This is a genomic window from Rhodopila sp., assembly GCF_965276935.1.
GTDB lineage: Bacteria > Pseudomonadota > Alphaproteobacteria > Acetobacterales > Acetobacteraceae > Rhodopila.
In genome coordinates this window covers 594,409-618,204 of record NZ_CBDIBS010000002.1, presented here as the reverse complement: position 1 = coordinate 618,204, position 23,796 = coordinate 594,409, and the positions used below count along the sequence as shown (strand labels likewise).

Below are 23,796 nucleotides of genomic sequence, written 5' to 3'. Positions count from 1 at the left end.
AAGGTAGGGTCTATGCCGGCTGGGGAGCGTCCCGACCCCTTCGAGCGGTGGGCGTTCGTCATGCCGACGGAGCAGGTCGGCATCGACGCCTTGCATTGTGCTTCTCCTGGAACCATGCGATCACCTGCGCCTCAGGCCAGTTCCACACGATGGCGAGGGCCTGGATATGGCAGCGGTAGATAACATTGTCGCGCCTGATGTTGCAGCCTAAACAGGCTATTGCGAAATTGTCCTCGTCGTCAGTCCCACCCCAGTCTCGTGGGAGGACATGCTCCAAGGTGGCACGTAACTGATTATTGCGCGTATCGGTCATGCGGCTGGCGCAATAGCAGCACCGCCAGTTCTGAGCTTCCGCGAGGCGAAGGCGAATGGACTGGAGCCGAACGCGGGGCATGTCATGCATCCGCCACGCGGCCTCGATCTGCCATCTTTTGATGTCGGAATGATCATCGACTGGCATTAGCCCGGCTCTCGCACTTGTTCATCAGGGCGCAATCCCGTTCGCGCCGAGCGACCAACTTGTTTTGGTTCAGGTCTGAAGAAGAAATTTCCTTGAATGCGTTCCTTCACGGCTGTTCCAGACATACACGCGACAATATTTTCTGTTACTTTGTAGATACAGCATTGCAAAGTGAAAACACCTCTAATGTCATCAGCTATTCCCACATGTCATCGGCTTTTAAATGCGAACGGCTGATGTGCCGCAATAACTCCAATCGTAGTATGTGCACATGCACACGTGCGGATGGCGAGCCTGCACCGCCATGACGTGGAAACCGCGGTGGGCGTCGATCAGCATATACCTAAATTGTTATAGTTATGCAAGATTCTCTCGCAAGGTGTGGCCTGCATACGACGTGCGAAACCTGCCTCGCCGTTGCAGTTCCGGCACCAGCAGGCCGGTGATGTTCTGCAGCAAAGCGCGGTGACCCGCCTGTGAGTGGACCAGCATGAAACCGCCGCGGGAGCCAGTGGCTTCAAATATTTCCTCGAAATAGTCGGCGATCTGCGTGGCGGTGCCCGCCTGGGTCGTTGCATATCCGGTGGCGGCGTGCAGGCCATGCTCGAAGAATTCATCGCGGGAGAGCTCGGTAGCCTCGCCATACTGGCGTGCCAGGATGCCGACGAAGCCGATAGGGGAAGCGTTGGCGGCGATAATCCGCTGGTTCAGTTCACGCAACGAAAAGCGTGGCGGCAACGTCGACATGTCGAAGCCGGTGTTATGAGAGAGCCAGACGCCGACGGCTTCGGGCGGCACGTCGGCAATCAGGCGTTGCTTGCCGCGGATCGCTTCGACCTCGGTTTCGGCGACGACCACCTTGGTGGCCCAAAGGATGCCGACCTGTTGCGGATCGCGGCCTTCGGCCTTCAGCGCGGCGTCCAACTGGGCGCGCTGTTCCGCCATCAGCTTGAGGCCCTTGCCGGCGCCGAACACGTGGTCAACGAAACGGGCGGCGCTCTGGATGCCGCGCGGCGACCCGCCGGCCTGGATCAGCACCGGGCGGCCTTGCGGTGAGGCCGGCACGGACAGTGGCCCTTTCACCTTGAAGAAGCGTCCGGCATGGTTGATCGCACGCACCTTGGCCGGATCGGCGACAAGTCCTGTCTTGCTGTCCCAGATGAATGCGTCCGGCTCGACGCTGGCCCAAAGTTGCTTGCAGACGTCGATAAACTCATCCATCCGGTCGTAGCGCTGGGCGTGCTCCATCAGCTCGTCGAAGCCGTAATTCTCGGCGTCGGCGCGCCGCTGTGAGGTGATCACGTTGAAGGCGATGCGGCCGTTGGTGATGTGGTCAAGCGAGTTCAGCAGGCGCGCGACGTAGAACGGGTGCATGAAGGTCGACGCGTAGGTCAGTCCGAAGCCGATATGGCTGGTGACGCGGGACATCGCGGTGATCCAGGGGCTCATGTCCAGACGCGGGAAGGCGACGCCGCGGCGGACGGCGGCGTCGATGGAACCTTCCCAGGTGTTGGGGATGCCGGTGCCGTCGCCGAAGAAGATCAGGTCGAACAGGCCGCGTTCGGCGATGCGGGCCAGGTCCTCGAACAAGCCGACATCGGGATAGGAGCGGTTGACCCACGACGTCGGCTGGCGCCAGTCGGTTTCGACCTGGGTCCAGGAGAAGTCGAGTGCCAGATGCATCCGTGGCTTGCCTGCACGGGGTCCCGACGACATGGTGCTTGCTCCGACCGTTCATCCGCGGGCTGCGGATGCCGCGCCAAAGCGCAAGCAAGTGTCGTACCGCCCAGGGCCAGTGCTGGCCATCCGCTGCCGATCGGCATTACATGCTAAAACGAAACAATATCCAGCCGTGGGCGGCCATTGGTGACAGGGACAGCGTGGACAAGCGCGCTTGATATCACCGGGCGAGACGATCTTGTCTTGTTGGCACCAAACATGCAGTGTCTGTCATGCAAAGTTGCGCCTGGTCGCCGCAGATAGCGACACGTCCCAATTCTGGAGATGCCTATGCCGACCGATGACCTGCATTACCTAGAACTGACCGAGCTGACGCGGCGCATGCACGCCGGGCAGGTTTCCCCGGTCGAGGCAACGCAGGCGATGCTGTCGCGCATTGCGTCGCTGGACGGCCGCCTGCACAGCTACGCGCTGGTGCTGTCGGACACAGCGCTCGCGGAGGCGCGTCAGGCCGCGGCGGAGATCGCCCGCGGCGAGATCAAAGGCCCGCTGCACGGCGCGCCGATCGCGGTCAAGGACCTGTGCTGGATGCAAGGCGTGCCGACCGCCGCCGGCATGACGATCTACCGCGACTACAAGCCGTCAGCCGACGCCACCGTAGTGCGCCGGCTGCGCGACGCCGGTGCCATCATCCTGGGCAAGCTGCAACTGACCGAAGGCGCCTACGTCGACCACCACCCGAAGATCACGCCGCCGGTCAATCCATGGGGCGCCGAGCACTGGGTCGGCTCGTCGTCGTCGGGCTCGGGTGTCGCGACGGCGGCCGGGTTGTGCTACGGCTCGCTCGGCTCCGACACCGGCGGCTCGATCCGCTTCCCGTCGGCGGCGCAGGGGTTGACCGGCCTGAAGCCGACCTGGGGCCGTGTCAGCCGCTACGGCGTGTTCGAGCTGGCGGCGACCTTGGACCACATCGGCCCGATGACCCGCAGTGCCGCCGATGCCGCCGCCATGCTGGCCGCGATCGCCGGCGCCGACGCGGACGACCCGACCGCGCTGCAGGACCCGGTGCCCGATTACATGGCGCAGCTCGACGGCGGCGTGCGCGGCGTGCGGATTGGCGTCGATGCCACCTGGATGGCCGCCGAGACCGATACGCCGGCGCAGCAGGTGCTGGACGCTGCCTTGAAGACCCTGCGCGAGCTTGGCGCCGACATCGTCGAGGTGAAATTTCCCGACACCGGCCAGATCATCCAGGACTGGTTCCCGTTGTGCGGCGTGGAAACCGCGGTCGCCCATCAGGAAACCTATCCATCCCGCCATAACGAATATGGCTCGTCTTTGGCCGGGCTAATCGACCTCGGGCGCGGCCTGTCCGGCATGGACTACCAGAAGATCGTGCTGCGGCGTAACGACTTCCGTGGGCGGGTGGCCAAGCTGTTTGGATCGATCGACCTGCTGCTGGCGCCGGCGCAGGGCTTCACCTCGCCCACCATCGCCAAGATGGCGACGGCTGGCCAGGACCCGGCGCTGATGCGCGCGCTGCTGAGCTACACCTGCCCGTTCGACATGAGCGGCAGCCCGACCATCACGCTGCCCGGCGGCGCCACCTCGGACAACATGCCGGTGGCCTTCCAGTTGGTCGGCGGACACCTGTCGGAAGGCCTGCTCTGCCGAGCGGGATATGCGTTCCAGGGGGTGACGGAGTTTCATCGGCAACATCCCGCGCTTGGCTGATCCCGACACGCGACGAAAAGGAAAATCACTGCCATGCACAGAAGATCCCTGCTGTTGGGCGCTGCCGCGGCGCCGCTTGCCGGGTTGGCCGGACGCGGCGCCCAAGCCGCCAATACACCGATCAAGATCGGCCTGCTGGAAGACGTTTCGGGCGATCTGGCGGCGATCGGCCTGCCGAAGCTGCACGGCTCGCAGTTGGCGGTGGACGAGGTCAACGCCTCGGGCGGCATCATGGGTCGGCCAGTCGACCTGACGCACCTCGACCCGCAGGGCGACAACGCGCGCTATCAGGAATTTGCCCGCCGCCTGCTGCAGCGCGACAAGGTGGACGTGCTGATCGGCGGCATCACCTCGGCGTCGCGCGAAGCGGTGCGCCCTATCGCCGACCGCGCCAACGCCTTCTACATCTACACCAACCAGTATGAAGGCGGCGTCTGCGATGCCAACATGCTGAGCGTCGGCGCGGTGCCGGAACAGCAGCTTTCCACCCTGCTTCCCTACATGGTCGAGAAGTTCGGCAAGCGCGTCTACACCGTCGCCGCGGACTACAACTTCGGCCACCTGTCGTCGGAATGGGGGCATTCGATCATGCAACCCCTAGGCGTCGACTTCGTCGGCGAGGAGTTCATTCCGCTGGGGGTGTCGCAGTTCGCCCAGACCATCCAGAACATCCAGCGCGCCAAGCCTGACTGGCTGTACATGCTGGACGTCGGCGCCGCGCAGTCGTCGTTCTACGAGCAGAAGAACGCCGCCGGCGTGCACCTGCCGATGGCTAGCCCGGTGAAGATCATGCTGGGCTTCGAGCACAAGCTGTTCCCGCCCGGCGTGATGGCCAACATGTACGCCGCCGCCAACTGGTTCGAGGAACTCGACACGCCGCCCGCCGATGCTTTCAAGAAGCGCTGGCGCGCCAAATATCCCAAGGAAGTCTACATCAACGACATGGGCTACAACGCCTATGTCGCCATCATGATGTACAAGATGCTGGTGGAAACCGGCAAATCCACCAGTCTGGCTTCCATCCGCAAGGTCATGGCCAGCGGCACCGCCGGGATCGAGGCACCTGAAGGTTTCATCACCATCGATCCCGCCAGCCAGCATTGCTCCCACCACATGCGGCTGATCAGCGTCGACGCCAAGAACGACGTTCATGTGCTGAAGGATTTCGGCATTATCAAACCGTACTGGCTGTCCTCGATCGGCTGCGACCTGACCAAGGCCAACCCGAAGGAGCAGTACACCCCGGATCATCTGCCCAAGCGGTAGAGCAAGATGCTGGGGACCGTCTTTTCAACCTTCTATCAGTTCGCCGACGTGTTCGCCTTCCTGGTGCTGTCGGCGGCCGGGCTCGCCATCATCTTCGGCATGATGGGCGTCATCAACATGGCGCATGGCGAGTTCATCATGTGCGGCGTCTACGTCACCGCCGCCACCTACCATGCCGGACTGCCGCTGCCGGCGGCGCAGGTCTGCGGCACGCTGGCCCCGGCGCTGATCGGCATGGTGATCGAGGTACTGGTCATCCGCCCGCTGTACACAAGACCGCTCGATTCGCTGCTGGTGACCTGGGGCCTCAGTCTGATCGTCACCCAGGGCACGCTGGTGCTGGTCGGCTCCACGTTTCCCGGCATCGGCACGCCGCTCGGTGGGTTCGAGGTCGGCGGCTACAGCTTTTCAAGCTACCGCATGGTGCTGTTCGCCGCCTCGCTCGCCGTGCTGGCGTTTGTCTACCTGCTGTTCATGCGCACAATTTTTGGCGTGCATGCGCGTGCAGTCATGCAGAATGCCGGCATGGCGCAGGCGCTGGGGGTGCGCCGCAGCCGCATCTACGCGCTGAGTTTTGGCATTGGCGCCGGCCTGGCTGGCTTTTGCGGCGCGCTGTATGCGCCGACCATGTCGCTGATCCCGACCATGGGGTCCAGCTTCATCGTGGAATCCTTCGTCACCGTGGTGGTCGGCGGGTCGAGCGTGCTGCTGGGCACCGCGCCCGCGGCGGTGGCGCTGGCGGTCGTGCGGACCGGGCTGAATGCCTGGTACGGCCAGATCATCGGCCAGATCGGCTTGCTGGTCGCCGTCATCCTGATCATCCGCGTGCTGCCGGACGGCTTTTCCGGCTGGCTCGCGAAACGCACCGGGTGAGGTTGCATTCATGCTGAAACTGATCAACGGCCCGCAGACGATGGGACGCGGCCGGGTCTTCTGGACCTGTGCCGCGGTGGTGTTGTTGGCGGCGCTGATCTACCCGGTGTTCGCCGATCCTTACGATGTCGGCAATTTCGGCTACTTCTTCATCTGGATCTTCATGGCGCTGGGGCTGTGCCTGATGTGGGGGCTGTGCGGCATGCTGTCGTTCGGCCAGACCTTCTTCTTTGGGCTGGCAGGCTATGGCTACGGCGTGCTGGCGACCGATCTGGGCAACACGCCGTGGGCTACCATGGCCGGGCTGGTCGGCGCCGTCGCGCTGAGTGCGGTCGCCGCCGCAGTCCTCGGCTACTTCCTGGTCTACGGCCGCATCAGCGGCGTGTTCTTCGGCATCGTGACCTTGTCCGTCACCCTGGCACTGGCATTTTTCCTCGGCCAGACCGCCGGACCCGAATGGGCCATCGGCGAGGCTCGGCTGAACGGCTTCAACGGCATGCAGGGCATGTCGCCGCTGACCGTGCCGTTCTTCGGCGGTCCAGTCGATCTGGAGCAGACGCCGCTTTATTACGTGCTGGTTGTCGGTCTGGTGGTCGTCTACCTGCTGCTGCGCATCCTGGCGAACTCCCGCTTCGGCAACGTGCTGGTGGCGATCCGCGAAGACCCGCAGCGCGCGGAGTTGCTGGGCTACGACGTGCGCCGCTACCAGTTGCTGGTGTTCGTGCTGGGCAGTGCGCTGGCCGGACTGAGTGGCGTGTTGTACACATCGTGGGGGCAGTTCATCACGCCGTCCAGCATCGGGTTGCCGGCGGCGGCGATGCCGATCATCTGGGTTGCGTTCTCCGGCCGGTCCGACCTGACGGCGACATTGGTCGGCACCTTCCTGCTGCTGTTCGGCTTCCAGACGATCACGGTCTACAGCCAGGAATCCGCACTGATCCTGATGGGCGCGCTGCTGGTCGCGACTGTGCTGTTCGTGCCGAAGGGCTTTGTCGTGGGCTTGGGCGATCTGCTGGCCCGCATGACGACGCGCCGCCGCCGAACCACGCGCCCGGTCCCGGTGCGGGAAACCTGAGATGGCCGCACTGTTGCGCATCGATACCGTAAGCAAGAGCTTTGGCGGCTTCTTCGCTGTTCGGGATGTCGACCTGACAGTGGAAATCGGCGACATCCATTGCCTGATTGGGCCAAACGGCGCCGGCAAGAGCACGCTGTTCAAGCTGGTGGTCGGCACCTATGCGCCGACCCGCGGCGCCATCCATTTTCGTGACCACGACGTCACGTGGGACCCGCCGTTCGCCCGCGTGCAGCGGGGCATGAGCATCAAGATGCAGACGCCAAGCGTGTTCAAGGCGCTGCCGGTGCGGCAGAACCTGCACATCGCGCTGCAGCATCATGTCGCCGCCGCCGACCTTCCGCGGGAGGAAGAGCGCCTGCTCGACCTTCTCGGCCTGGTCGCCAGCGCAACGCGGTTGGCTGGGGAATTGTCGCACGGTCAGCAGCAATGGCTGGAGATCGGCATGGCGGTCGCGCTGCGCCCCAGCCTGCTGCTGCTGGATGAGCCGACAGCCGGTCTGTCGCCCGAGGAAACCTGGCGCACCGGCGAACTTGTCAAGCGCCTCAGTGCCGGTGGCATGACGGTGCTGGCGGTCGAGCATGACATGGCGTTTGTCCGACAGATCGCCACCGCCGTCACCGTGCTGCACCTGGGTGCGATCTTCGCGCGCGGCAGCGTGGCGGACATCGTCGCCGATCCGCGCGTCGCCGAGATCTACCTGGGGACGCCGAATGCCGCCTGACATCCTGCTGGACGTGGTCGGGTTGCACGCCAGCTATGGCGCGACGCCGGTGCTGCAGGATGTCGACCTGCGCATCGGCCGTGGGGAGATCGTCGCGCTGATCGGCCGCAACGGCGTCGGCAAGACGACGATGATGCGATGCCTGATCGGCCTGCTGCGCGCCACCCGAGGCAGCATCCGTTACCGCGGCGCCGACATCACGCGGATGGCCGCCGATGACCGCGCGCGTCAGGGGATCGGCTATATTCCGCAAGGCCGCGACGTGTTCCCGCGCATGACGGTCGAGGAGAACCTGCTGGTGGGCCAGTCGGCCGGCGGCGGCGGGCCGGGCGGGCGCCGCGACCTGATCTACGGCTACTTCCCGATCCTGAAGGAGCGGCGCCGGCAGATGGCTGGCACCCTGTCGGGCGGTCAGCAGCAGCAGCTTGCCATCGGGCGGGCGCTGATCGGGGGTCCCGACCTGATCCTGCTCGATGAACCGTCGGAGGGCGTGCAGCCCAACATCGTGCAGTTGATCGTCCGCGTGCTGCGCTCGATCCGTCACGACATCGGCACCACGATCCTGTTCGTGGAGCAGAACCTGGACACCATCCTGACCTTGGCGGAGCGTTGCTACGTGATGGAGAAAGGCCAGGTCGTCGCGCAGATTCCGATGGGCGAGGTCTCGCAGGAGAGCGTACGGCAGCACCTGCTGCTGTAGGTGGAAATCACTCGGGGTCCGTCCGGCGCGCCGGGGCAGGGCGGCTTGACCCACACTCGATCGGGCGCATGCTGTCCATTCGTCAGCAAGGATGCCTGTGGTGGCGCCGACACCCGTACCGTTCACCCTTTCCGTTCCAGACAGCGACATCGCCGACCTGAAGACTCGCCTCGCTCTGACCCGTTTCCCGGATCAGGCGCCGGATGCACCTTGGGCCTATGGCACCGACCTGGATTACATGAAGACGCTGGTGCCGTACTGGCGGGACCAGTTCGACTGGCGCGCGCAGGAGGCGGCGCTGAACGCGTTCCCGCAGTTCAAGGTGCCGCTGCACGGCATCGACCTGCATTACCTGCACGTTCCGGGACAAGGGCCGGCGCCCATGCCGCTGCTGCTGATGCACGGCTGGCCGGGATCGGTATACGAATTCCTCGATATCATTCCGCGGCTGACCGATCCGGCCCGATTCGGCGGCGATCCGGCTGACGCCTTCACCGTGGTGGCGCCATCGCTGCCGGGCTACGGCCTGTCGTTCACGCCAGGGCAGCCGCGCTTCGACATCGAAGCCATCGCCGCCTGCTTCGCCGACCTGATGACCGACGTGCTGGGCTACAGGCGCTATGCGGCGCAGGGCGGCGACTATGGCGCGTTCACCGCGTCCCGCCTTGGCGTTGCGCACGCCGCCGGCGTGATCGGCATTCATATCAACCTTTTAACGATCCAGCGGGATCGGCCGCCGCCACCGAATCCGACCGAGGCAGAGCAACGCTATTTCGCCGAGCTGGCCGCGTGGCTGAAGGAGGAAACCGGTTACCAGTGGATTCAGGGCACCAAGCCGCAGACCTTAGCCTACGGCCTGACGGACTCACCGGCTGGCCTTGCCGCATGGATCGCGGAAAAGTTCCGGACCTGGACCGACTGCAATGGTGATCCCGAATCGGCGATCAGCCGTGATCATCTTCTGGCGAACGTTTCATTGTACTGGTTCACTGGCGCCATTGGTTCTTCGTTCTGGCCCTATTATGCCAGGAAGCATGGGCAATGGCCGATCCCCAGCGGTGCGACGGTCGATGTGCCGATGGGCTACTGTGCCTTTCCGAAGGAGATCATACGGCCGCCGCGCTCGGTCGCGCAGCAGATGTATACCAACATTCAGCGCTGGACCGAGATGCCGCGCGGTGGGCACTTCGCGGCGATGGAGCAGCCGGAGGCGCTGGCGGCGGAGATAGCGGCGTTTTTTCGCGGTTTGAGGTAGCAAGGGCAGGGCGCTGCCCTGCACCCGCAAAGGGGGCGACGCCCCCTTTGATGCCATTGAATAAGGGGTTTGGGAAGGAGGGGGCGACGGAGATGGATGAAACGCCCGATTAGCCCCCTCCTCCCCAAACCCCTTAATGGAAGGGTTCCAAGGGCATCCGCCCTTGGCGGGGTGCGGGGCAGCGCCCCGCGCTTGCTGCCTCAGAACTTCGAAACCCGCGTCTCCTTCGCCGTGATGAACTCCAGCAGCGCCGGCTTGCCCGCCTGCGTCTGCTCGATCCCGCGCTGGATCGCCGCCTTGATATCCTCCGGCTGCGTCACCCGCTCGCCATAGCCGCCGAAGGCCCGCGCCATTGCCGCGTAGTCGCCGGAGATATCGGTGGAACGATACTTCTCGGTGGAGATCGGCATCACTTTCAGCTCGATCGCCATGGAAAAATTGTTCAGCAGGATCGACAGGATGGGGATACGTTCTCGCACCGCGGTCTCGAAGTCCATGCCGGTGAAGCCGATCGCCGCATCGCCCCACAGGTTGATGCACAGCTTGTCCGGCTTGGCCAGCTTCGCCCCCATCGCCAGGCCCAGGCCCATGCCCAACTGCGTCGTCTTGCCCCAGCCGATATAGGACATCGGCTCGGTCGACACCCAGAACGGCGAAATCTGGTCCCTTGGACTGCCGGCGTCGTGCGTGATGATGGTGTTCTTCGGGTCCACCGTGTTCATCAGTTCCCAGATCACCCGGTACGGGCTGAGCGGCGCCTCGTTCGAGTTCAGCAGCGGGCGCCACTGCGCCATCCATTCCTCGCGGATGCCGGTGATCTCCGCCACCACCGCGGAGGCGTCGCGGTTGGACTTGAGGGTCTGCCGCAGCTCCCCGATCAGTGCGTTCAAGGTCAGGCCGGCGTCGCCGACCAGGCCGATCTCGCTCACCACGTCCTTGTTGAGGTGGTTGGGGTCCAAGGTCGAATGAATGATCTTCTTGCCCTTGGGAAACTTGATACCGAAGTTTGTTTCGGTAAATGAGCAACCAATGCCGATGATCAGATCGGCGTTGGTGATGAAGTGGTGCACCGGCTTCGGCACCGCGTTGCCGCCCGAGCCGAGCGACAGGGGGTGGTTTTCTGGGAAGGCGCTCTTGCCGCCCAGGCTGGTGGTGACGGGGGCACCCAGCAACTCGGCGAATTCGCGCAGTTGCGGCCAGGCTTCGGCCCATTGAACGCCGGTGCCGGCATAGATGACCGGGCGCTTGGCGGCCAGGATCGCGGCGGCGGCCTTGCGGACCTCGGCTGGGTCCGGCCCGAATTTCGGCGCGCCAACCGGGGTGTAGTCGATGTCGCCGATCTCCTCGTTCCAGATGTCGGTGGGGATCTCGACGATCGCCGGCCCGCTGCGGCCGTTGCGGATGGCGCTGAACGCGCGCCGCATGACGTTGGCCACCTCATGCGGCATGAACACCGGTTCGGCGCGTTTGGAAATTCCCCGCATCTCCCGCACGGCGCTGTAGTTGGGGTCGATGTGCGCGAGGCGGCGGGGATAGCCCTGCGGGATCAACAGCATCGGGATGGATTCGGAGAAAGCCTGTGCCACGCCGCCATAGGCGTTCTCGGTGCCCGGGCCGTGCTGCATGCAGAAAGCGCCGATCTTGCGGCCGGAGGTGACCCGCGAGATCGCGTCCGCCATATGTATGCCGATGCGTTCCTGCCGCACGATGACCGGGCGGATGTCCGCGGCGGCGGCGAATTCCAGCAGGTGGTTGACGGGGTAGCCGCACAGGATCTCGATCCCTTCCCGCTTCATGATCTCGGCGACAGCCTGACCGACTTTCATCCGCTTCTTCCTCCACGCTGGTGTTGCCTTGATGCAGGTATCCACGCCCCAGTCCGCATTGGGTCCGCGGCGCCTGACGACGAACGGTAGGACCGGGTTAGAGCCATGGCAACGTCTGTACGGCGACGGGCCTGGGCGGTCACAGGCCATGTTGTGGTTTTTGCGCCGCCCGGTCCGCCCGCGGCGGCGCCGGTCAGCCTCGCCGGGCGCCACTCATGGCCGGGAACAGCACGATCCGTGGCCTCATACCTCGACTGGTTCAGCGCTGGCGGTCATCTTGACGCGAACCGGAACATCAGACTTTCGCGGATGGTCCGGACACTGTCCACCTGACCTGTTGCCAGGTGAAATCCTGCCTACCATCATGTGCTGGCTGCATTCGACAACGGCCGTGCTACAATAAGGCCGGTGATCATTTGCGACGTGCTACTAGCTATTGCGTCTGGACGTCCAGATGACCACAATCAGTAGGATCAGGCGCGCCGCGATTCGGACGCCTCAGCCTCACAGCAAGGGAAAGGCCAGTCGGGCATGGATGGAATTGCGAACGCCGCCGACGAACATCCGATCAGGTTCGACCTGCTGACGGAGAACCCGGTCTACAAGCCTTTCCGCTATCCGTGGGCGTATGAAGCATGGTTGACCCAGCAGCGCGTCCATTGGCTGCCGGAGGAAGTTCCGCTCGCCGACGACGTCAAGGACTGGCACCGCAACCTCTCGGATGGGGAGCGTAATCTTCTGTCGCAGATCTTCCGCTTCTTCACGCAGGCGGATGTCGAGGTGAACAACTGCTACATGAAGCACTATTCGCAGGTGTTCAAACCGACTGAAGTGCTGATGATGCTGTCGGCTTTCTCCAATATCGAGACCGTGCACATCGCCGCCTACAGTCATCTGCTCGACACCATCGGCATGCCGGAGATCGAATATCAGGCGTTTCTGAAATACAAGGAGATGAAGGACAAATACGACTACATGCAGGGGTTTTCGATTGCGTCGCGGTTTGAAATTGCCAAGACGCTGGCGGCGTTCGGCGCCTTTACTGAAGGCTTGCAGCTCTTCGCCTCTTTCGCCATCCTGCTGAATTTCCCGCGCTTTGGAAAAATGAAGGGCATGGGGCAGATCGTCACCTGGTCGGTCCGCGACGAAAGCCTGCACTGCAACTCGGTGATCCGGTTGTTTCGCACGTTCATTCAGGAAAACCAGGATCTTTGGACGGATGAACTACGCCGGGAGATCTACCTGAGCTGCGCGACCATCGTGTCGCATGAGGATGCCTTCATCGACCTTGCCTTCGAGCAGGGACCGGTCCAAGGGCTGAATGCACGAGAGGTGAAGCAGTATATCCGCTACATCGCCGACCGCCGGCTGATCCAGCTTGGCCTGAATGCGCTGTTTCACGTTGCCAAGAACCCGTTGCCCTGGTTGGACGAGATGTTGAATGCCGTTGAGCACGCCAACTTCTTTGAGAACCGCGCCACCGAGTACAGCAAGGCTTCGACCTCTGGGACCTGGGAAGAAGCCTTCGCCAATACGGCGGCGAGCGGAAATGCCGCGCGCCTGCCTGCCGCCCTTGGCTGAGGCGGCCAGACGACGGGCGTGCCGCGCACGATCATGGCTTGAGCCGCGAACGGAGCTAGTACGTTAATTGCAATGAAACTATCCTGACAAATTCGCCAAAATATCTCGGCTGTTTAGGATTATTTTTGCTGTGCCTCGTTTTTTTTGAGGACCTGCGTTCACGTTAACGCCTTATTCACGGCTGGTGCGCTTCAATATGCATTACTGGTCCTGGAACAGGCCTACAGCCTATCAGCAGCCCCGACAGGATTTTCACGGTGATACGGTGCGCCGATGCACCATTAGGAGAACTCAATGGCAGGCACCATCATGGTAAGGGACCCGGTGAGCCATCATGAGGACGAAACCGGTCGCGAAACAACCCCTGGCGGCGCGCCGCGATACAGCCGGCGCCTGTCGGACAAAATCCTGATTGCCTTCCATCACGCCTGCGATCAGGGGGATTTCGAAGTCAGCGAACAGCTCCTGCATATCCTGGAAATGATGCTGACTCGCCGTCCATTGACACCGGATGGCACACGTCGCCGCAACATGGAAAGCCTGGTGGCCGCGCATGAGCGGTTGTGGCACCTGCGTCATCCCGATGCGGACGAGATGTAATCGCCTAGTGTCCAACCTAGTCGATGGCTAGGGCCGCACCGTCGCGGAGTATGGACTGCGCGGTCTCCGAGAAGGTTCCGTCCAACTGATGCAGTACGAGGCCCGGTGCCAATCGCATCGGCGTGCGTGAATTCCGTATGCCACGGATCATCACAAGTTTTGCCGACTGTCCGATCCTTGGCCACAACGGATAGATCACGGTGCAGGGACAGCGCGACTCGGCCATTGCGGTCACGCAGGTCGGCAGCAGGGCACTCGGCACGATCAGGGTCAGGCTGCCGCGGTCGCGCAGCTGACCGGACAAAGCCGCGATCCACGCCTGGACCAGGGTCTGCGACGCGCGTTTGGCAACGTCCCTCGCGTGGTCTGGGGATGCCGAGCCGCAGGCTGGATGGTAGGGCGGATTGGCAAGGGCGTGGTCGAATGCCTGATGGGGCGCCGCGGCTTCAATGCGGCCTGGGTTGACCTCGATGCCAGTGAAGCCGTTGGCCCTGGCATTAGCCGCCGCCAGTCGGGCCATCGCTTCATCAACCTCGATGCCGAGCGATCGGATGCAGGGCACGCGGGCGTGCAGGCAGAGCAAGGTCGCGCCTGCCCCGGTTCCCGCTTCCAGGATCCGGTCACCTGGTTTGGCGGGAACCGCGGCGGCGAGCAGTACCGGCTCGATCCCGCTGCGGAAACCCGAGGCTGGCTGATGGTAGACCAGCCGGCCATCCAGCAGGCGGCCTTCCGTCGTCACCACTCGCCAGCCTCGCGGAAGATGCGGCAGGCGCGTGGGAAATCTTCCTCCGCGACGACCAGCCGTCGTGGGATTGCCGCACCGCTGCCCTCAGCAATGCTGGCATGGGTGTCCAGCATCACGGTCTCGATCCCGGCGTCTGTCAGAAGCGCCGTCAGGAACGACAGTCTGACGGGATTGTTAGATGTGACAATCGTGCGCATTTATCGATCGTGAGCCGGATGATGGTCCGCCGCAACATGGAACTCGACCGGCAAAAGCGGCAGGTCACGGGGATGGGCCATGAGATAATCACGTTGTTCCAGCACGGCTGAGCAAAGATTGCACGGTGGGCCGTTGCCTTGGTCTTGTGCCAGGCTCGGGGCGGTCATCACAAGACCGCGCGCCATCGGACAGGCGGTGCAACCGGCGACAAGCGAATATGCCGGCGCGTGCTGGCTTGACCCTCTTTGTCGCCGCCCGATATGAAGATCACGCCGTTGAGGCTGTGGGGAGAACCAGTTGGCCGGCGTCGCCAGTCCATTCAATCTAGATGCGGCGCCCGTGTCCGGTCCAGCCGCGCGTGGAACCGAGGATGCGCTGACGACGCTGGTTGCCCTGGTCCATCACGACCTGGAAGCGTGCAACCGCGTGATCGTCGCCCGGATGGACAGCCCGGTGGCGCTTATTCCACAGCTTGCCGCACATCTTGTTGCCGCGGGGGGCAAGCGCCTGAGGCCTCTCCTGACCCTCGCCGCGGCTCGTTTGTGCGACTATCCACGCCAGGACGGCCTGTGCCAGGATGGGGCAACGCGGCATGTCGATCTGGCGGCCTGCGTCGAGTTCATCCATACCGCGACCTTGCTGCATGACGACGTGGTGGATGAAAGCCGGTTGCGCCGGGGTCTGGCCTCGGCCAACGCGGTGTTCGGCAACAAGGCGTCGGTTCTGGTCGGCGACTTTCTGTTCGCGCGCGCCTTTCAGTTGATGGTCGATGACGGCTCCCTCAAGGTTCTGGCGATTCTCTCGAAAGCGGCCGCGACGATCGCCGAGGGTGAAGTTCTTCAACTTGCCACGCAAAACGATCTTTCGACGACCGAGGCGCGGTATCTCGACGTTGTCAAGGGCAAGACCGCCGCGCTGTTCGCGGCCGCCTGCCAGGTTGGCGCCGTGGTCGCCGACCGGCCGGAGCGGGAGGAAGCCGCATTGGCGGAATACGGCATGAAGCTCGGGATCGCGTTCCAGCTTGTCGATGACGCGCTGGATTACGTCGCGGATCAAGCCACTCTGGGCAAGACCGTCGGCGATGATTTCCGGGAGGGCAAGATTACCCTGCCGGTCCTGGTTGCGTTCCTGGCGGGCAATGAGCGGGAAAAGGCGTTCTGGCAGCGGACAATCGAGACGCTGGACCAGCAGGACTCGGATCTGGATCAGGCGATGCGCCTGATCTCGGAGCATGGCGCGATCGACGCCACCTTGGGCCGGGCCAAGCGGTTTGCGACAGAAGCCAGAAATGCGCTGATGATCTTCTCGGATTGTCCGATCAGGCAGGCGCTCGCCGATGTCGCGGATTACACGGTGCAGCGGATCCGGTAAAACCATTTTGCGCGTGGTTAAGCCGGCAGGGTGGATGGCGACATGGCTGGTCTGCCACCATAGCCTGTCCGTGGTTCGACGGGCCGCCGACAGCCTGCGCCCCGTGCGCGCGGAAAAATTCGAAAGCATCTGTAAACCGACGTGGCACACCTGCGGCGCCTGTGGCACCTTGATGTAAAGGAGGTTCGCGATTGCGAAGCCAGTGGCGAAACGAATGAAGCATCAGGCCCGCGGTGCGGCCCAACCGGGCAGGCAGCCTGACAACGGGCAAGCTCCACGGGACAAAACGTTCACGAACCATCGTCAACTCTTTCGTTCTGTCGTCGGCCGGCTGCCGGAAACGGCGGTCGTTCAGGTCACTGGCACCGATCCGGACGGTGATGCGGTAGGCAGGCCGGCGACCTGGGACAAGACCTTCGGGGCACCGCCGCTGATCCTGATGCAACCCGAATTGCCCGGCCGTCCCGCCCTGGCGCCTGGCGAGAAGGTCCTGGTTCGGCTGAAGCCGATCGGTCCCGGACGCTATGAGGGACGAACGTTGAAGCGCTTGTCCGAGACGCCTGGCCGGGTGCTGGGCGTGTTCCGGCCCGGACGCGGCGAAAATCGCATCATCCCGACCGACCGCCGCTCAAAAGCGGAATGGATCGTTCCCGCGGGTGAGGCGGCGGGCGCCGAAGCGGATGAGATCGTGCTGGCGGAACCGCTGGCCCAGCAGCACCGTCTCGGACTTAAGCCGGCGCGGGTGATCGAGCGGCTCGGCCGGTTGGGCGACGCTCGTTCGATCAGTCTTATCGCGATCCACACCCACGACATCCCGCAGGCGTTTTCCGCGGCCGCATTGGCCGAAGCGTCGCGTGCGCGCGGCGTCCGGCTCGGGCGGCGCACCGACCTGCGGGGGATTGCGCTGATCACCATCGATGGCGCGGATGCCCGCGATTTCGACGACGCGGTCTATGCCGAACCGGATGCCGACAGTCCAGGCGGCTTTCGCCTGATCGTCGCGATCGCCGACGTGGCGCATTATGTGCGGCCCGGTTCGGCGCTGGACGAGGCCGGTCACAACCGCGGCAACAGCGTCTACTTTCCCGATCGTGTCGTGCCGATGCTGCCGGAAGCCCTGTCCAACGGCCTGTGCAGCCTGCGCCCGAACGAAGACCGGGGCTGCCTGTTCGTCGACATGCGCATCGACCGCCACGGCCGCAAGACCGCCCATCGCTTCGGCCGCGGATTGATGCGGAGTGCCGCGCGCCTGACCTATGAGGCGGTGCAGGCCGCGCGGGACAGGGATGAGGACCTCGGCCTGCCCCTGCCGCATCTTTACGCCGCGTTCCGTGCCTTGCTCGACGCCCGACAGGCGCGCGGCACGCTTGACCTCGATCTGCCCGAACGCAAGGTGGTCCTGGACGACCAGGGGCATGTCAGCAGCGTGGCGCCGCGGCCGCGTCTGGACAGTCATCGCCTGATCGAGGAGTTCATGGTCCTGGCCAATGTCGCGGCGGCCGAGGAACTGGAACGTTTGCATCAACCCTGCATGTACCGGGTGCACGCGCCGCCGTCCGACGAGAAAGTCGATGCACTGCGCGGTTTCCTTGCCACGCTCGGCGTCTCCTTGCCAGCCGCCAACCGACTGCATCCGCGTGACCTCGATCACGTGCTGCGCCAGGTAGCCGGCACGCCGGAAGCAACGCTGGTCAACGAGGTCATGTTGCGCAGCCAGTCCCAGGCGGCCTATAGCCCCGACAATATTGGTCATTTTGGCCTAGCATTGTCGCGCTACGCGCATTTCACCAGCCCGATCCGCCGCTATGCCGACCTGCTGGTGCATCGCGGCCTGATCAAGGGTCTGCGGCTTGGCTCGGACGGACCGGCGGACGATCAGGCTGCCGCGTTGCAGCAGACCGGTGACCACATCACCCAGACGGAACGGCGAGCCCAGCTTGCGGAACGCGATGCGATCGATCGTTATCTGGCTGCCTTCATGGCGGAGAAAGTCGGATCGTGCTTCGCCGCGCGCATATCAGGCGTGACGCGTTTCGGCCTGTTTGTAACGGTTGCGGAGTCCGGCGCCAGTGGTCTCATCCCCATGGCGAATCTCCCTGATGATTACTGGCAGCATGATGAACGGGAGCAGACCCTGACCGGCCGCCGCACGCATGTGGTGTTTCGCCTGGCACAAGACGTGGATGTCCTGCTGAGCGAGGCAAACGCCGTCACCGGCGGGTTGGTGTTTCACATTCTGCAAGGTGGTGACAACAGGCGGCCCCACCCGAGGCAGCCCCAAAGAGGCAAGCGGCCTCATTGGCAATAATCCGGATCTCGGTCCTGCTGGTGCTGTTCGGCGTTGGACGAGTACAAGCCCAGACCGGCGAAGTATCGTCAGTCGGCAATCTGTTTGCCACCGACAGGCTCGTTTCACTCTATACTGAGTCGCTGACTTTCATCACGCCGCGCATCCTCAATGCCGTTCCAGTCTCGCAATTGACGCTTTGGGGGCTGCAAGGGCTGACTGCCCTCGATCCGGAGATCACGACAGTCCAGAAGGACGGACACTTGCAGATGTCCCGGCAGGACAAGATGCTGCTGGACTTGATGGCACCGAACGACGAGGCGCCGGCGACCTGGGCACGGATTGCCGTGCTGATGACCTCGGCCGGATATGCCGCATCGCCAGCGGTTCATCGTGCCGGCGCCCAGGGCATCGTTCAGGGGTTCTTCGATGAGCTGTTCAGTCATATCGATCCCTACTCCCGCTATGTTCCGCCCACCGAGGCGGGGGAGGATCGCACAAGGCGGGCGGGCCGCGCTGGTCTTGGGCTTACCATAGGCCAGCGTGGCAGGCTGATGACCGTCAGGGCGGTGGTGCGAGACAGTCCCGGCGCGATCGCTGGTATTCAACCTGGGGCGATTCTTCTGGCCGTCGACGGTCAGCGTACCAAGAGCCGGGATGCCAGGACAATCGGTGCCCTGATGGCGGGCCCGGAAGGCTCCGCCGTCACGCTGTGCTGGCGCGGGCGCGACGGACGCACGCGGGATGCGAGGCTGATCCGGATCACGGTGCCTTCCGAGACGGTCTTCGCCGAACGTCATGCCGATATGCTGGTGTTGCGGATCACCAGCTTCAGCATGAGCACGGCGTCGCACATCGCTTTGTCGGTGCGGGACATGCTGGCGGAACCGCATCCGGTTGCCGGCATCGTGCTGGACCTGCGGGACAACCGCGGCGGGTTGTTGCGACAGGCGGTCACCGCGGCGGACAGCTTCCTGCCCGCCGGGGTGATCGCCACGACCACCGGCCGCGATGCGGACGCCAGCCATATCTGGCGATCAGCGGAAGGCGAGTTGGCGGAGAACGTGCCGTTGGTTGTGCTGGTCAATGGGCGCACCGCCAGCTCGGCGGAGGTACTGGCGGCCGCTCTGTCCGATCGTGGACGCGCCGTGGTGGTCGGCAGCGCGACCCTGGGCAAGGGCCTGGTGCAGACGATTGATCCGCTGCCTGACGGCGGCGAGTTGTTGGTGACCTGGAGCCGTGTGACGGCGCCCCTCGGCTGGCCGCTGCAAGCGCTGGGCGTGCTGCCGCAGGTGTGCACCAGCCTGGGCTGGGAGGCGCTGAACCGGCAGCTCGCGGCGCTTTCGGCTGGCTTGCAGCCGATGGCGCCGGCCATCAAGGCGGAACGGGCGGCGCGTGCTCCGGTCGCGCCGCTCGAGGCGCTTACGCTTCGCGCGCCGTGCCCGGCGGCTGAAGGCCGGCCAGCCGATCTGGTCGCCGCCCAAGCGTTGATTGCCGATCCGGTGGCGTATGCGGCGGCGTTGTTGCCGCCGATGTTGGACCGGTAGCGCGGCACCATCAGGCCGGTGGCGGCCGCATGGCGTCAGAGGTACAGTTACCTCCCAGTTGATGGCCTGGAACCGCCTTGTCCCCGTCATGTCCGGGCGACCCGACTGACGATGGAGGTGGCGCGGCAGCGTCGGCCGTTGCACCGGACGGTATTACGTCAAGTCGATCGCGAACCGCGTCAGGTCCTCCAGCTTGCAGTGCCGCAAGGCACCTTCCTCGGTGGCGCGCAACACGACCTGGGGTGCCGCACCGGCCTCCAGCGCCTCCTGCCAACGGGGTGCGCAGAGGCACCAGTGATCGCCCGGCTTCAACCCGGCGAAGCCGAACTCAGGCCGGGGCATGGAAAGGTCGTTGCCCCTGGCCTTGCTGAATGCCAGGAACGCCGCCGTCACAGCGGCGCAGACCGTATGGCTTCCCAGGTCCTCCGGACTGGTCTCGCAGCAGCCGTTGCGAAAGAAACCGGTCATCGGTTCGCTGGAGCAGACCGCGATCGGGCCACCCAGCACGTTGCGCGAAGGCCGCCGGCCGCGGCGCTGGCCATGTTCGTCGAAGGGCATGAAGATCCTTCCAGACTTACGACTTTGTTTACCAATTCGCGTGATAATGGCGTCATGAGCAGGCGCATACAATCCTCCACCATGGCCTGCGCCAACACCTTCGCGTTCGCCGGCATCGATGCGGTGCCGGTGGAGGTTCAGGTGCAGATCACCCCAGGTGCCCCGGCGCTGCTGCTCGTCGGTCTGCCCGACAAGGCGGTAGCTGAAGCACGCGAGCGTGTGCGCGCTGCGTTCTCCGCCATGGGGCTGTCGCTGCCGCCGAAGCGGGTGCTGATCAACCTCAGACCCGCCGATCTGCTGAAGGAGGGCAGCCATTTCGACCTGCCGCTGGCGCTCGGCCTGCTGGCGGCGATGGAGGTGCTGCCGCGGGACGAGGTCGCTGAGTACGCCGCCTTGGGAGAATTGTCGCTCGATGGCTCGCTCAATCCGGTGGTGGGTGTCCTTCCGGCGGCGATCGGCGCCTCCGCCGGTGGTCTGGGATTGATCTGCCCGGCCGGCCAGGGCGGGGAGGCGGCCTGGGCGGGCCGGATCGAGGTGCTGGCGCCGCCCGATCTGCTGAGCCTGATCAATCATTTCCGCGGCACCCAGGTGCTGACCCCGCCGGCGCCATCAGCGCGCGCGGACAGCGGTTCATGCCCCGACATGCGCGACGTCAAGGGCATGGAAAGTGCCAAGCGGGCCGTGGAGATCGCCGCCGCGGGCGGTCACAACCTGCTGCTGATCGGTCCGCCCGGCGCCGGCAAATCCATGCTCGCCGCGCGGCTGCCCGGCCTGCTGCCTGACCTTGATCCGCGATCGGCGCTGGAGGTCAGCATGATCCACAGCGTCGCCGGCCTGCTGGATGGTGGCCGGCTGGTGATGCGGCCGCCATTCCGGGAACCGCACCACTCGGCATCGCAGGCGGCGCTGTCCGGTGGCGGCCACCGCGCCCGACCGGGGGAAGTCAGCCTGGCGCATCGCGGCGTGCTGTTCCTGGACGAATTGCCGGAGTTTCCACGCCAGGCGCTGGAGTCGCTGCGCCAGCCGATGGAATCAGGCCATACGACGGTATCGCGGGCCTCGGCCCACGTCACCTATCCGGCCCGGTTCCAGCTTGTCGCGGCAATGAACCCATGCCGCTGCGGTTATCTGGGGGAGGGCGGCCGGGAATGCGGACGCGCCCCGCGCTGCGGCGAGGACTATCAGAACCGGGTCAGCGGACCGGTGCTTGACCGGATCGACCTGTCGGTCGCGGTACAGCCAGCGACCGCCGCCGAACTGGCGCATGCGCCATCGGGCGAAACCAGCACGCAAATCGCCGAACGCGTGGCGCGAGCACGGGCGATCCAGACCGCACGATATGGAACCACAGGCCCGGTCTGCAATGCGGAGGCGGATAGCCAGGTCATCAAACTGATGCCGGATGCACAGAAACTGCTGGAACAGGCGATGGAGAAGCTGCGCCTGTCGCCGCGCGGGTACACGCGGACAATGCGCGTCGGTCGAACCATCGCCGATCTCGCCGGGGCGGATCTGGTGAGCCGCGTTCATATCGCCGAGGCGCTAGCCTTTCGGCATCGTGGTCCAGGGGGTTGAGATAAGTGATTGCCTCGCTGTTCATCGGTCTTGCCGTTCAATACAAGGCTCGTTATTCTTCCTCAGATGTGCGAATGATTCGCAACCAAGGAGCGCAGTCCGATGGCGCAGGAAAGCTCGGCCGGCCGCCGCTGTGAACGGGCCGTGTTAACCGCCTATCGCGAACTGCGGCATATCGGTTCCGATGATCTGGCCGCATTCCAGGCCTGCACGACGCTGTATCGCATTCATCATCCGGAAGCCTCGATCAATGAGGCGCGGTTGCTGGTCGCGGAATGGATTGACCATCATCTTGTCCGGAAGGAACGCGGCCCTACCGCTGGCTGCGACTGCGGCTGATCGTCGGCCGCCCGAAACCGCGCCTCGGCCATTCCCCAGCCGAGCAGCAGGAAGAACCAGCCGCCAATCGGCATGCTGGTGAAGGCCGAGGTCGACTGGATTGGCCAAAGCTGGATCAATGTCGCGGCGAACAGGCCGACCCGCAGCGGATCAGGGTTTCGCCACAGGAAGCGGCCAAGCGGGATCAGCCAGACCAGGCCTGTCGCGCAGAACAGCGCAAGTCCGACGAACCCGCCGTCGTCCAGCGCCTGCAGGTAGAAGTTGTGCGGATGATCCCAGCAGATCTTCGCGCCGCCGCCGTCAGTTTCGCTGCCATCGAAGGTGGCTCGGAAATATCTTGGCATTGGGCATCCTGTGCCAAACCCGTTGAAGCCCATACCGGTGATGGGATTTTGCCGCCCAACCTCCCACGCCCTGGCGTAGAGCTGGCCGTAAGGGGAGACGTCAAAATGTTCGAGCTGGCGGGAAAATTTCTCGACCAGCCGATAATAGGCGTCCGGTGCGACAACCGGTGAAGCGGCCAGGATCAGACCAGTGGCGAGCGCGGCGGCCAGGATAGCCGGTCGCAGGCGCCGCATCAGGAAGGCGACGACCACCAGCCCCAGCACGGTCAGCACCAGCGGCATGCGCTGACCTGTCAGCACCATCACGATCAAGCCGAGCAGCAGCAGTGCATAGGCATAGACCGTGTTTCTGCGGCCCGGTTCGGCGAGCAGCGCGGCAACGGGCGGCAATAGGGAGGGGAACAAGATGCGGGCCAGCGCCGGGCCGGCGCGCGGCGAACCGAACGGACCTGTCAATTCTCCATCGGGACCGCGCGGCCAGCCAATCAGGTTCCGGCCGGTGACATCCTGAATCAGGCTGTTCAGCCCAATCCAGACGGCGGAGGCCGCGACCAGGCCGAACAGCCATTCACGCGCCTGCGGGGTTCGCAGCACCCTATGTTCCATCGCCGCGACGAGCAGCAGAAAACGCACGGTCAACAGGGCCTGGATCAGCGACCGCTCGCCGCCCTCGCCAAGCCCCAGCGCCGGCACCGGCACCGAGCAGATCACCAGCCAGCCCCACCATGCACCGGCGACCCACAGCCAGGGGGTACGGAACCAAGCCCAGTCCTCGTCTATGGCGGAGTAGGCAAGGAAACAGACATCCGCCACGCCGATCGCGACCTCGGCCACGCCGTGCGCGTGCATCAGCAGCAGCGGGAACAGCAGAACGCTGAACAGCGCGATACGGTTCAGCGCGGACAGGGTGCGGGACGGCGGGACGCGCAGCGACATGCGGCGGTTGGTGCCAGCGGACGACCTTGGGGGCAAGGCCGGTGCGACGGGATAACGCATGATCGCGCTGAGCGGAGCGTACAAAGCGCGTGGGTCATGCGATCAAACAAGCAGCTTGGCAA

Annotated in this window: 21 protein-coding genes; 14 read left to right on the top strand and 7 right to left on the bottom strand. The window is 64.4% G+C overall.

Going from position 1 to position 23,796, the window contains the following annotated elements:
• Nucleotides 1-58: 58 nt before the first annotated feature.
• Together ACQY4S_RS05875 and ACQY4S_RS05870 are read right to left on the bottom strand one after the other, a co-directional pair.
• On the bottom strand, nt 59-394 hold the full coding sequence (locus ACQY4S_RS05875; RefSeq protein WP_428484639.1) for an HNH endonuclease: 336 nt from the start codon (nt 392-394) through the stop codon (nt 59-61).
• A 423-nt stretch (nt 395-817) separates the two neighbouring features.
• Nucleotides 818-2,143, bottom strand: a complete 1,326-nt coding sequence (locus ACQY4S_RS05870) for an NtaA/DmoA family FMN-dependent monooxygenase (protein WP_428484256.1) — start codon at nt 2,141-2,143, stop codon at nt 818-820.
• A gap of 327 nt (nt 2,144-2,470) precedes the next feature.
• Between ACQY4S_RS05870 and ACQY4S_RS05865 the strand changes: the two genes are divergently transcribed.
• The 7 genes from ACQY4S_RS05865 (at nt 2,471) to ACQY4S_RS05835 (ending at nt 9,767) form a co-directional block, all read left to right on the top strand.
• Nucleotides 2,471-3,874, top strand: coding sequence for an amidase (locus ACQY4S_RS05865; protein ID WP_428484255.1), 1,404 nt, complete (start codon nt 2,471-2,473; stop codon nt 3,872-3,874).
• A gap of 33 nt (nt 3,875-3,907) precedes the next feature.
• Nucleotides 3,908-5,140 (top strand): urea ABC transporter substrate-binding protein, encoded by a 1,233-nt coding sequence (locus tag ACQY4S_RS05860; RefSeq protein ID WP_428484254.1) that lies wholly within the window; start codon nt 3,908-3,910, stop codon nt 5,138-5,140.
• Between the two features lie 6 nt (nt 5,141-5,146).
• Entirely contained in the window at nt 5,147-6,013 is an 867-nt protein-coding gene (locus tag ACQY4S_RS05855) for an ABC transporter permease subunit (protein WP_428484253.1), read from the top strand.
• A gap of 10 nt (nt 6,014-6,023) precedes the next feature.
• The gene (locus ACQY4S_RS05850; RefSeq protein WP_428484252.1) at nt 6,024-7,088 is read left to right on the top strand and encodes an ABC transporter permease subunit; all 1,065 of its coding nucleotides are present in this window, start codon (nt 6,024-6,026) and stop codon (nt 7,086-7,088) included.
• Between the two features lies 1 nt (nt 7,089).
• Nucleotides 7,090-7,812, top strand: a complete 723-nt coding sequence (locus ACQY4S_RS05845; RefSeq protein ID WP_428484251.1) for an ATP-binding cassette domain-containing protein — start codon at nt 7,090-7,092, stop codon at nt 7,810-7,812.
• Complete coding sequence (locus ACQY4S_RS05840; RefSeq protein ID WP_428484250.1) at nt 7,802-8,512, top strand: ABC transporter ATP-binding protein; 711 nt, start codon at nt 7,802-7,804, stop codon at nt 8,510-8,512. The genes ACQY4S_RS05845 and ACQY4S_RS05840 overlap by 11 nt, the downstream gene beginning before the upstream one ends.
• 100 nt (nt 8,513-8,612) lie before the next feature.
• Entirely contained in the window at nt 8,613-9,767 is a 1,155-nt protein-coding gene (locus tag ACQY4S_RS05835) for an epoxide hydrolase family protein (protein ID WP_428484249.1), read from the top strand.
• A 200-nt stretch (nt 9,768-9,967) separates the two neighbouring features.
• Here the strand turns inward: ACQY4S_RS05835 and ACQY4S_RS05830 are convergent, their stop codons facing one another.
• Nucleotides 9,968-11,743: a thiamine pyrophosphate-requiring protein gene (locus ACQY4S_RS05830; protein ID WP_428484248.1), complete on the bottom strand. Its 1,776-nt coding sequence runs from the start codon at nt 11,741-11,743 to the stop codon at nt 9,968-9,970.
• A gap of 381 nt (nt 11,744-12,124) precedes the next feature.
• Between ACQY4S_RS05830 and ACQY4S_RS05825 the strand changes: the two genes are divergently transcribed.
• Nucleotides 12,125-13,174, top strand: a complete 1,050-nt coding sequence (locus tag ACQY4S_RS05825) for a ribonucleotide-diphosphate reductase subunit beta (protein ID WP_428484247.1) — start codon at nt 12,125-12,127, stop codon at nt 13,172-13,174.
• Nucleotides 13,175-13,468: 294 nt separating this feature from the next.
• Nucleotides 13,469-13,774, top strand: coding sequence for a hypothetical protein (locus ACQY4S_RS05820; RefSeq protein WP_428484246.1), 306 nt, complete (start codon nt 13,469-13,471; stop codon nt 13,772-13,774).
• A 16-nt stretch (nt 13,775-13,790) separates the two neighbouring features.
• Here ACQY4S_RS05820 and ACQY4S_RS05815 read toward each other — a convergent pair whose 3' ends face one another.
• Nucleotides 13,791-14,513, bottom strand: a complete 723-nt coding sequence (locus ACQY4S_RS05815; RefSeq protein ID WP_428484245.1) for a tRNA1(Val) (adenine(37)-N6)-methyltransferase — start codon at nt 14,511-14,513, stop codon at nt 13,791-13,793.
• Nucleotides 14,510-14,716 carry a DUF2007 domain-containing protein gene (locus ACQY4S_RS05810; protein ID WP_428484244.1) on the bottom strand — a complete coding sequence of 69 codons (207 nt, stop codon included), beginning with the start codon at nt 14,714-14,716 and terminating at the stop codon, nt 14,510-14,512. Before ACQY4S_RS05810 ends, ACQY4S_RS05815 begins: the two co-directional genes overlap by 4 nt.
• A 298-nt stretch (nt 14,717-15,014) precedes the next feature.
• On the opposite strand from ACQY4S_RS05810, the gene ACQY4S_RS05805 reads away from it, so the two are divergent.
• The 3 genes from ACQY4S_RS05805 (at nt 15,015) to ACQY4S_RS05795 (ending at nt 19,922) form a co-directional block, all read left to right on the top strand.
• Nucleotides 15,015-16,088 (top strand): polyprenyl synthetase family protein, encoded by a 1,074-nt coding sequence (locus tag ACQY4S_RS05805; RefSeq protein ID WP_428484243.1) that lies wholly within the window; start codon nt 15,015-15,017, stop codon nt 16,086-16,088.
• A 214-nt stretch (nt 16,089-16,302) separates the two neighbouring features.
• Complete coding sequence (rnr, locus tag ACQY4S_RS05800) at nt 16,303-18,396, top strand: ribonuclease R (protein ID WP_428484242.1); 2,094 nt, start codon at nt 16,303-16,305, stop codon at nt 18,394-18,396.
• A complete protein-coding gene (locus ACQY4S_RS05795) occupies nt 18,387-19,922 on the top strand; it encodes a S41 family peptidase (RefSeq protein ID WP_428484241.1) in 1,536 nt (511 codons plus the stop codon). The genes rnr and ACQY4S_RS05795 overlap by 10 nt, the downstream gene beginning before the upstream one ends.
• A 153-nt stretch (nt 19,923-20,075) precedes the next feature.
• Here ACQY4S_RS05795 and ACQY4S_RS05790 read toward each other — a convergent pair whose 3' ends face one another.
• A complete protein-coding gene (locus ACQY4S_RS05790) occupies nt 20,076-20,480 on the bottom strand; it encodes a DUF2237 family protein (RefSeq protein WP_428484240.1) in 405 nt (134 codons plus the stop codon).
• 54 nt (nt 20,481-20,534) lie between these two features.
• On the opposite strand from ACQY4S_RS05790, the gene ACQY4S_RS05785 reads away from it, so the two are divergent.
• Together ACQY4S_RS05785 and ACQY4S_RS05780 are read left to right on the top strand one after the other, a co-directional pair.
• Nucleotides 20,535-22,055, top strand: a complete 1,521-nt coding sequence (locus ACQY4S_RS05785; RefSeq protein WP_428484239.1) for a YifB family Mg chelatase-like AAA ATPase — start codon at nt 20,535-20,537, stop codon at nt 22,053-22,055.
• Between the two features lie 102 nt (nt 22,056-22,157).
• On the top strand, nt 22,158-22,394 hold the full coding sequence (locus ACQY4S_RS05780; RefSeq protein WP_428484238.1) for a hypothetical protein: 237 nt from the start codon (nt 22,158-22,160) through the stop codon (nt 22,392-22,394).
• Here the strand turns inward: ACQY4S_RS05780 and ACQY4S_RS05775 are convergent.
• A complete protein-coding gene (locus ACQY4S_RS05775) occupies nt 22,343-23,734 on the bottom strand; it encodes an O-antigen ligase family protein (RefSeq protein WP_428484237.1) in 1,392 nt (463 codons plus the stop codon). The genes ACQY4S_RS05780 and ACQY4S_RS05775 overlap by 52 nt on opposite strands.
• Between the last annotated feature and the right edge of the window lie 62 nt (nt 23,735-23,796).

What these genes read in the sequence shown, in the direction of transcription:
- ACQY4S_RS05790 (WP_428484240.1), bottom strand. Translation starts at nt 20,480, where the DNA reads ATGCCCTTCGACGAACATGGCCAGCGCCGCGGCCGGCGGCCTTCGCGC.
- ACQY4S_RS05865 (WP_428484255.1), top strand. Translation starts at nt 2,471, where the DNA reads ATGCCGACCGATGACCTGCATTACCTAGAACTGACCGAGCTGACGCGG.
- rnr (WP_428484242.1), top strand. Translation starts at nt 16,303, where the DNA reads ATGAAGCATCAGGCCCGCGGTGCGGCCCAACCGGGCAGGCAGCCTGAC.
- ACQY4S_RS05825 (WP_428484247.1), top strand. Translation starts at nt 12,125, where the DNA reads ATGGATGGAATTGCGAACGCCGCCGACGAACATCCGATCAGGTTCGAC.
- ACQY4S_RS05840 (WP_428484250.1), top strand. Translation starts at nt 7,802, where the DNA reads ATGCCGCCTGACATCCTGCTGGACGTGGTCGGGTTGCACGCCAGCTAT.
- ACQY4S_RS05830 (WP_428484248.1), bottom strand. Translation starts at nt 11,743, where the DNA reads ATGGCCTGTGACCGCCCAGGCCCGTCGCCGTACAGACGTTGCCATGGC.
- ACQY4S_RS05785 (WP_428484239.1), top strand. Translation starts at nt 20,535, where the DNA reads ATGAGCAGGCGCATACAATCCTCCACCATGGCCTGCGCCAACACCTTC.
- ACQY4S_RS05845 (WP_428484251.1), top strand. Translation starts at nt 7,090, where the DNA reads ATGGCCGCACTGTTGCGCATCGATACCGTAAGCAAGAGCTTTGGCGGC.
- ACQY4S_RS05820 (WP_428484246.1), top strand. Translation starts at nt 13,469, where the DNA reads ATGGCAGGCACCATCATGGTAAGGGACCCGGTGAGCCATCATGAGGAC.
- ACQY4S_RS05855 (WP_428484253.1), top strand. Translation starts at nt 5,147, where the DNA reads ATGCTGGGGACCGTCTTTTCAACCTTCTATCAGTTCGCCGACGTGTTC.
- ACQY4S_RS05875 (WP_428484639.1), bottom strand. Translation starts at nt 394, where the DNA reads ATGCCCCGCGTTCGGCTCCAGTCCATTCGCCTTCGCCTCGCGGAAGCT.
- ACQY4S_RS05780 (WP_428484238.1), top strand. Translation starts at nt 22,158, where the DNA reads ATGGCGCAGGAAAGCTCGGCCGGCCGCCGCTGTGAACGGGCCGTGTTA.
- ACQY4S_RS05870 (WP_428484256.1), bottom strand. Translation starts at nt 2,143, where the DNA reads ATGCATCTGGCACTCGACTTCTCCTGGACCCAGGTCGAAACCGACTGG.
- ACQY4S_RS05775 (WP_428484237.1), bottom strand. Translation starts at nt 23,734, where the DNA reads ATGCGTTATCCCGTCGCACCGGCCTTGCCCCCAAGGTCGTCCGCTGGC.
- ACQY4S_RS05860 (WP_428484254.1), top strand. Translation starts at nt 3,908, where the DNA reads ATGCACAGAAGATCCCTGCTGTTGGGCGCTGCCGCGGCGCCGCTTGCC.
- ACQY4S_RS05810 (WP_428484244.1), bottom strand. Translation starts at nt 14,716, where the DNA reads ATGCGCACGATTGTCACATCTAACAATCCCGTCAGACTGTCGTTCCTG.
- ACQY4S_RS05850 (WP_428484252.1), top strand. Translation starts at nt 6,024, where the DNA reads ATGCTGAAACTGATCAACGGCCCGCAGACGATGGGACGCGGCCGGGTC.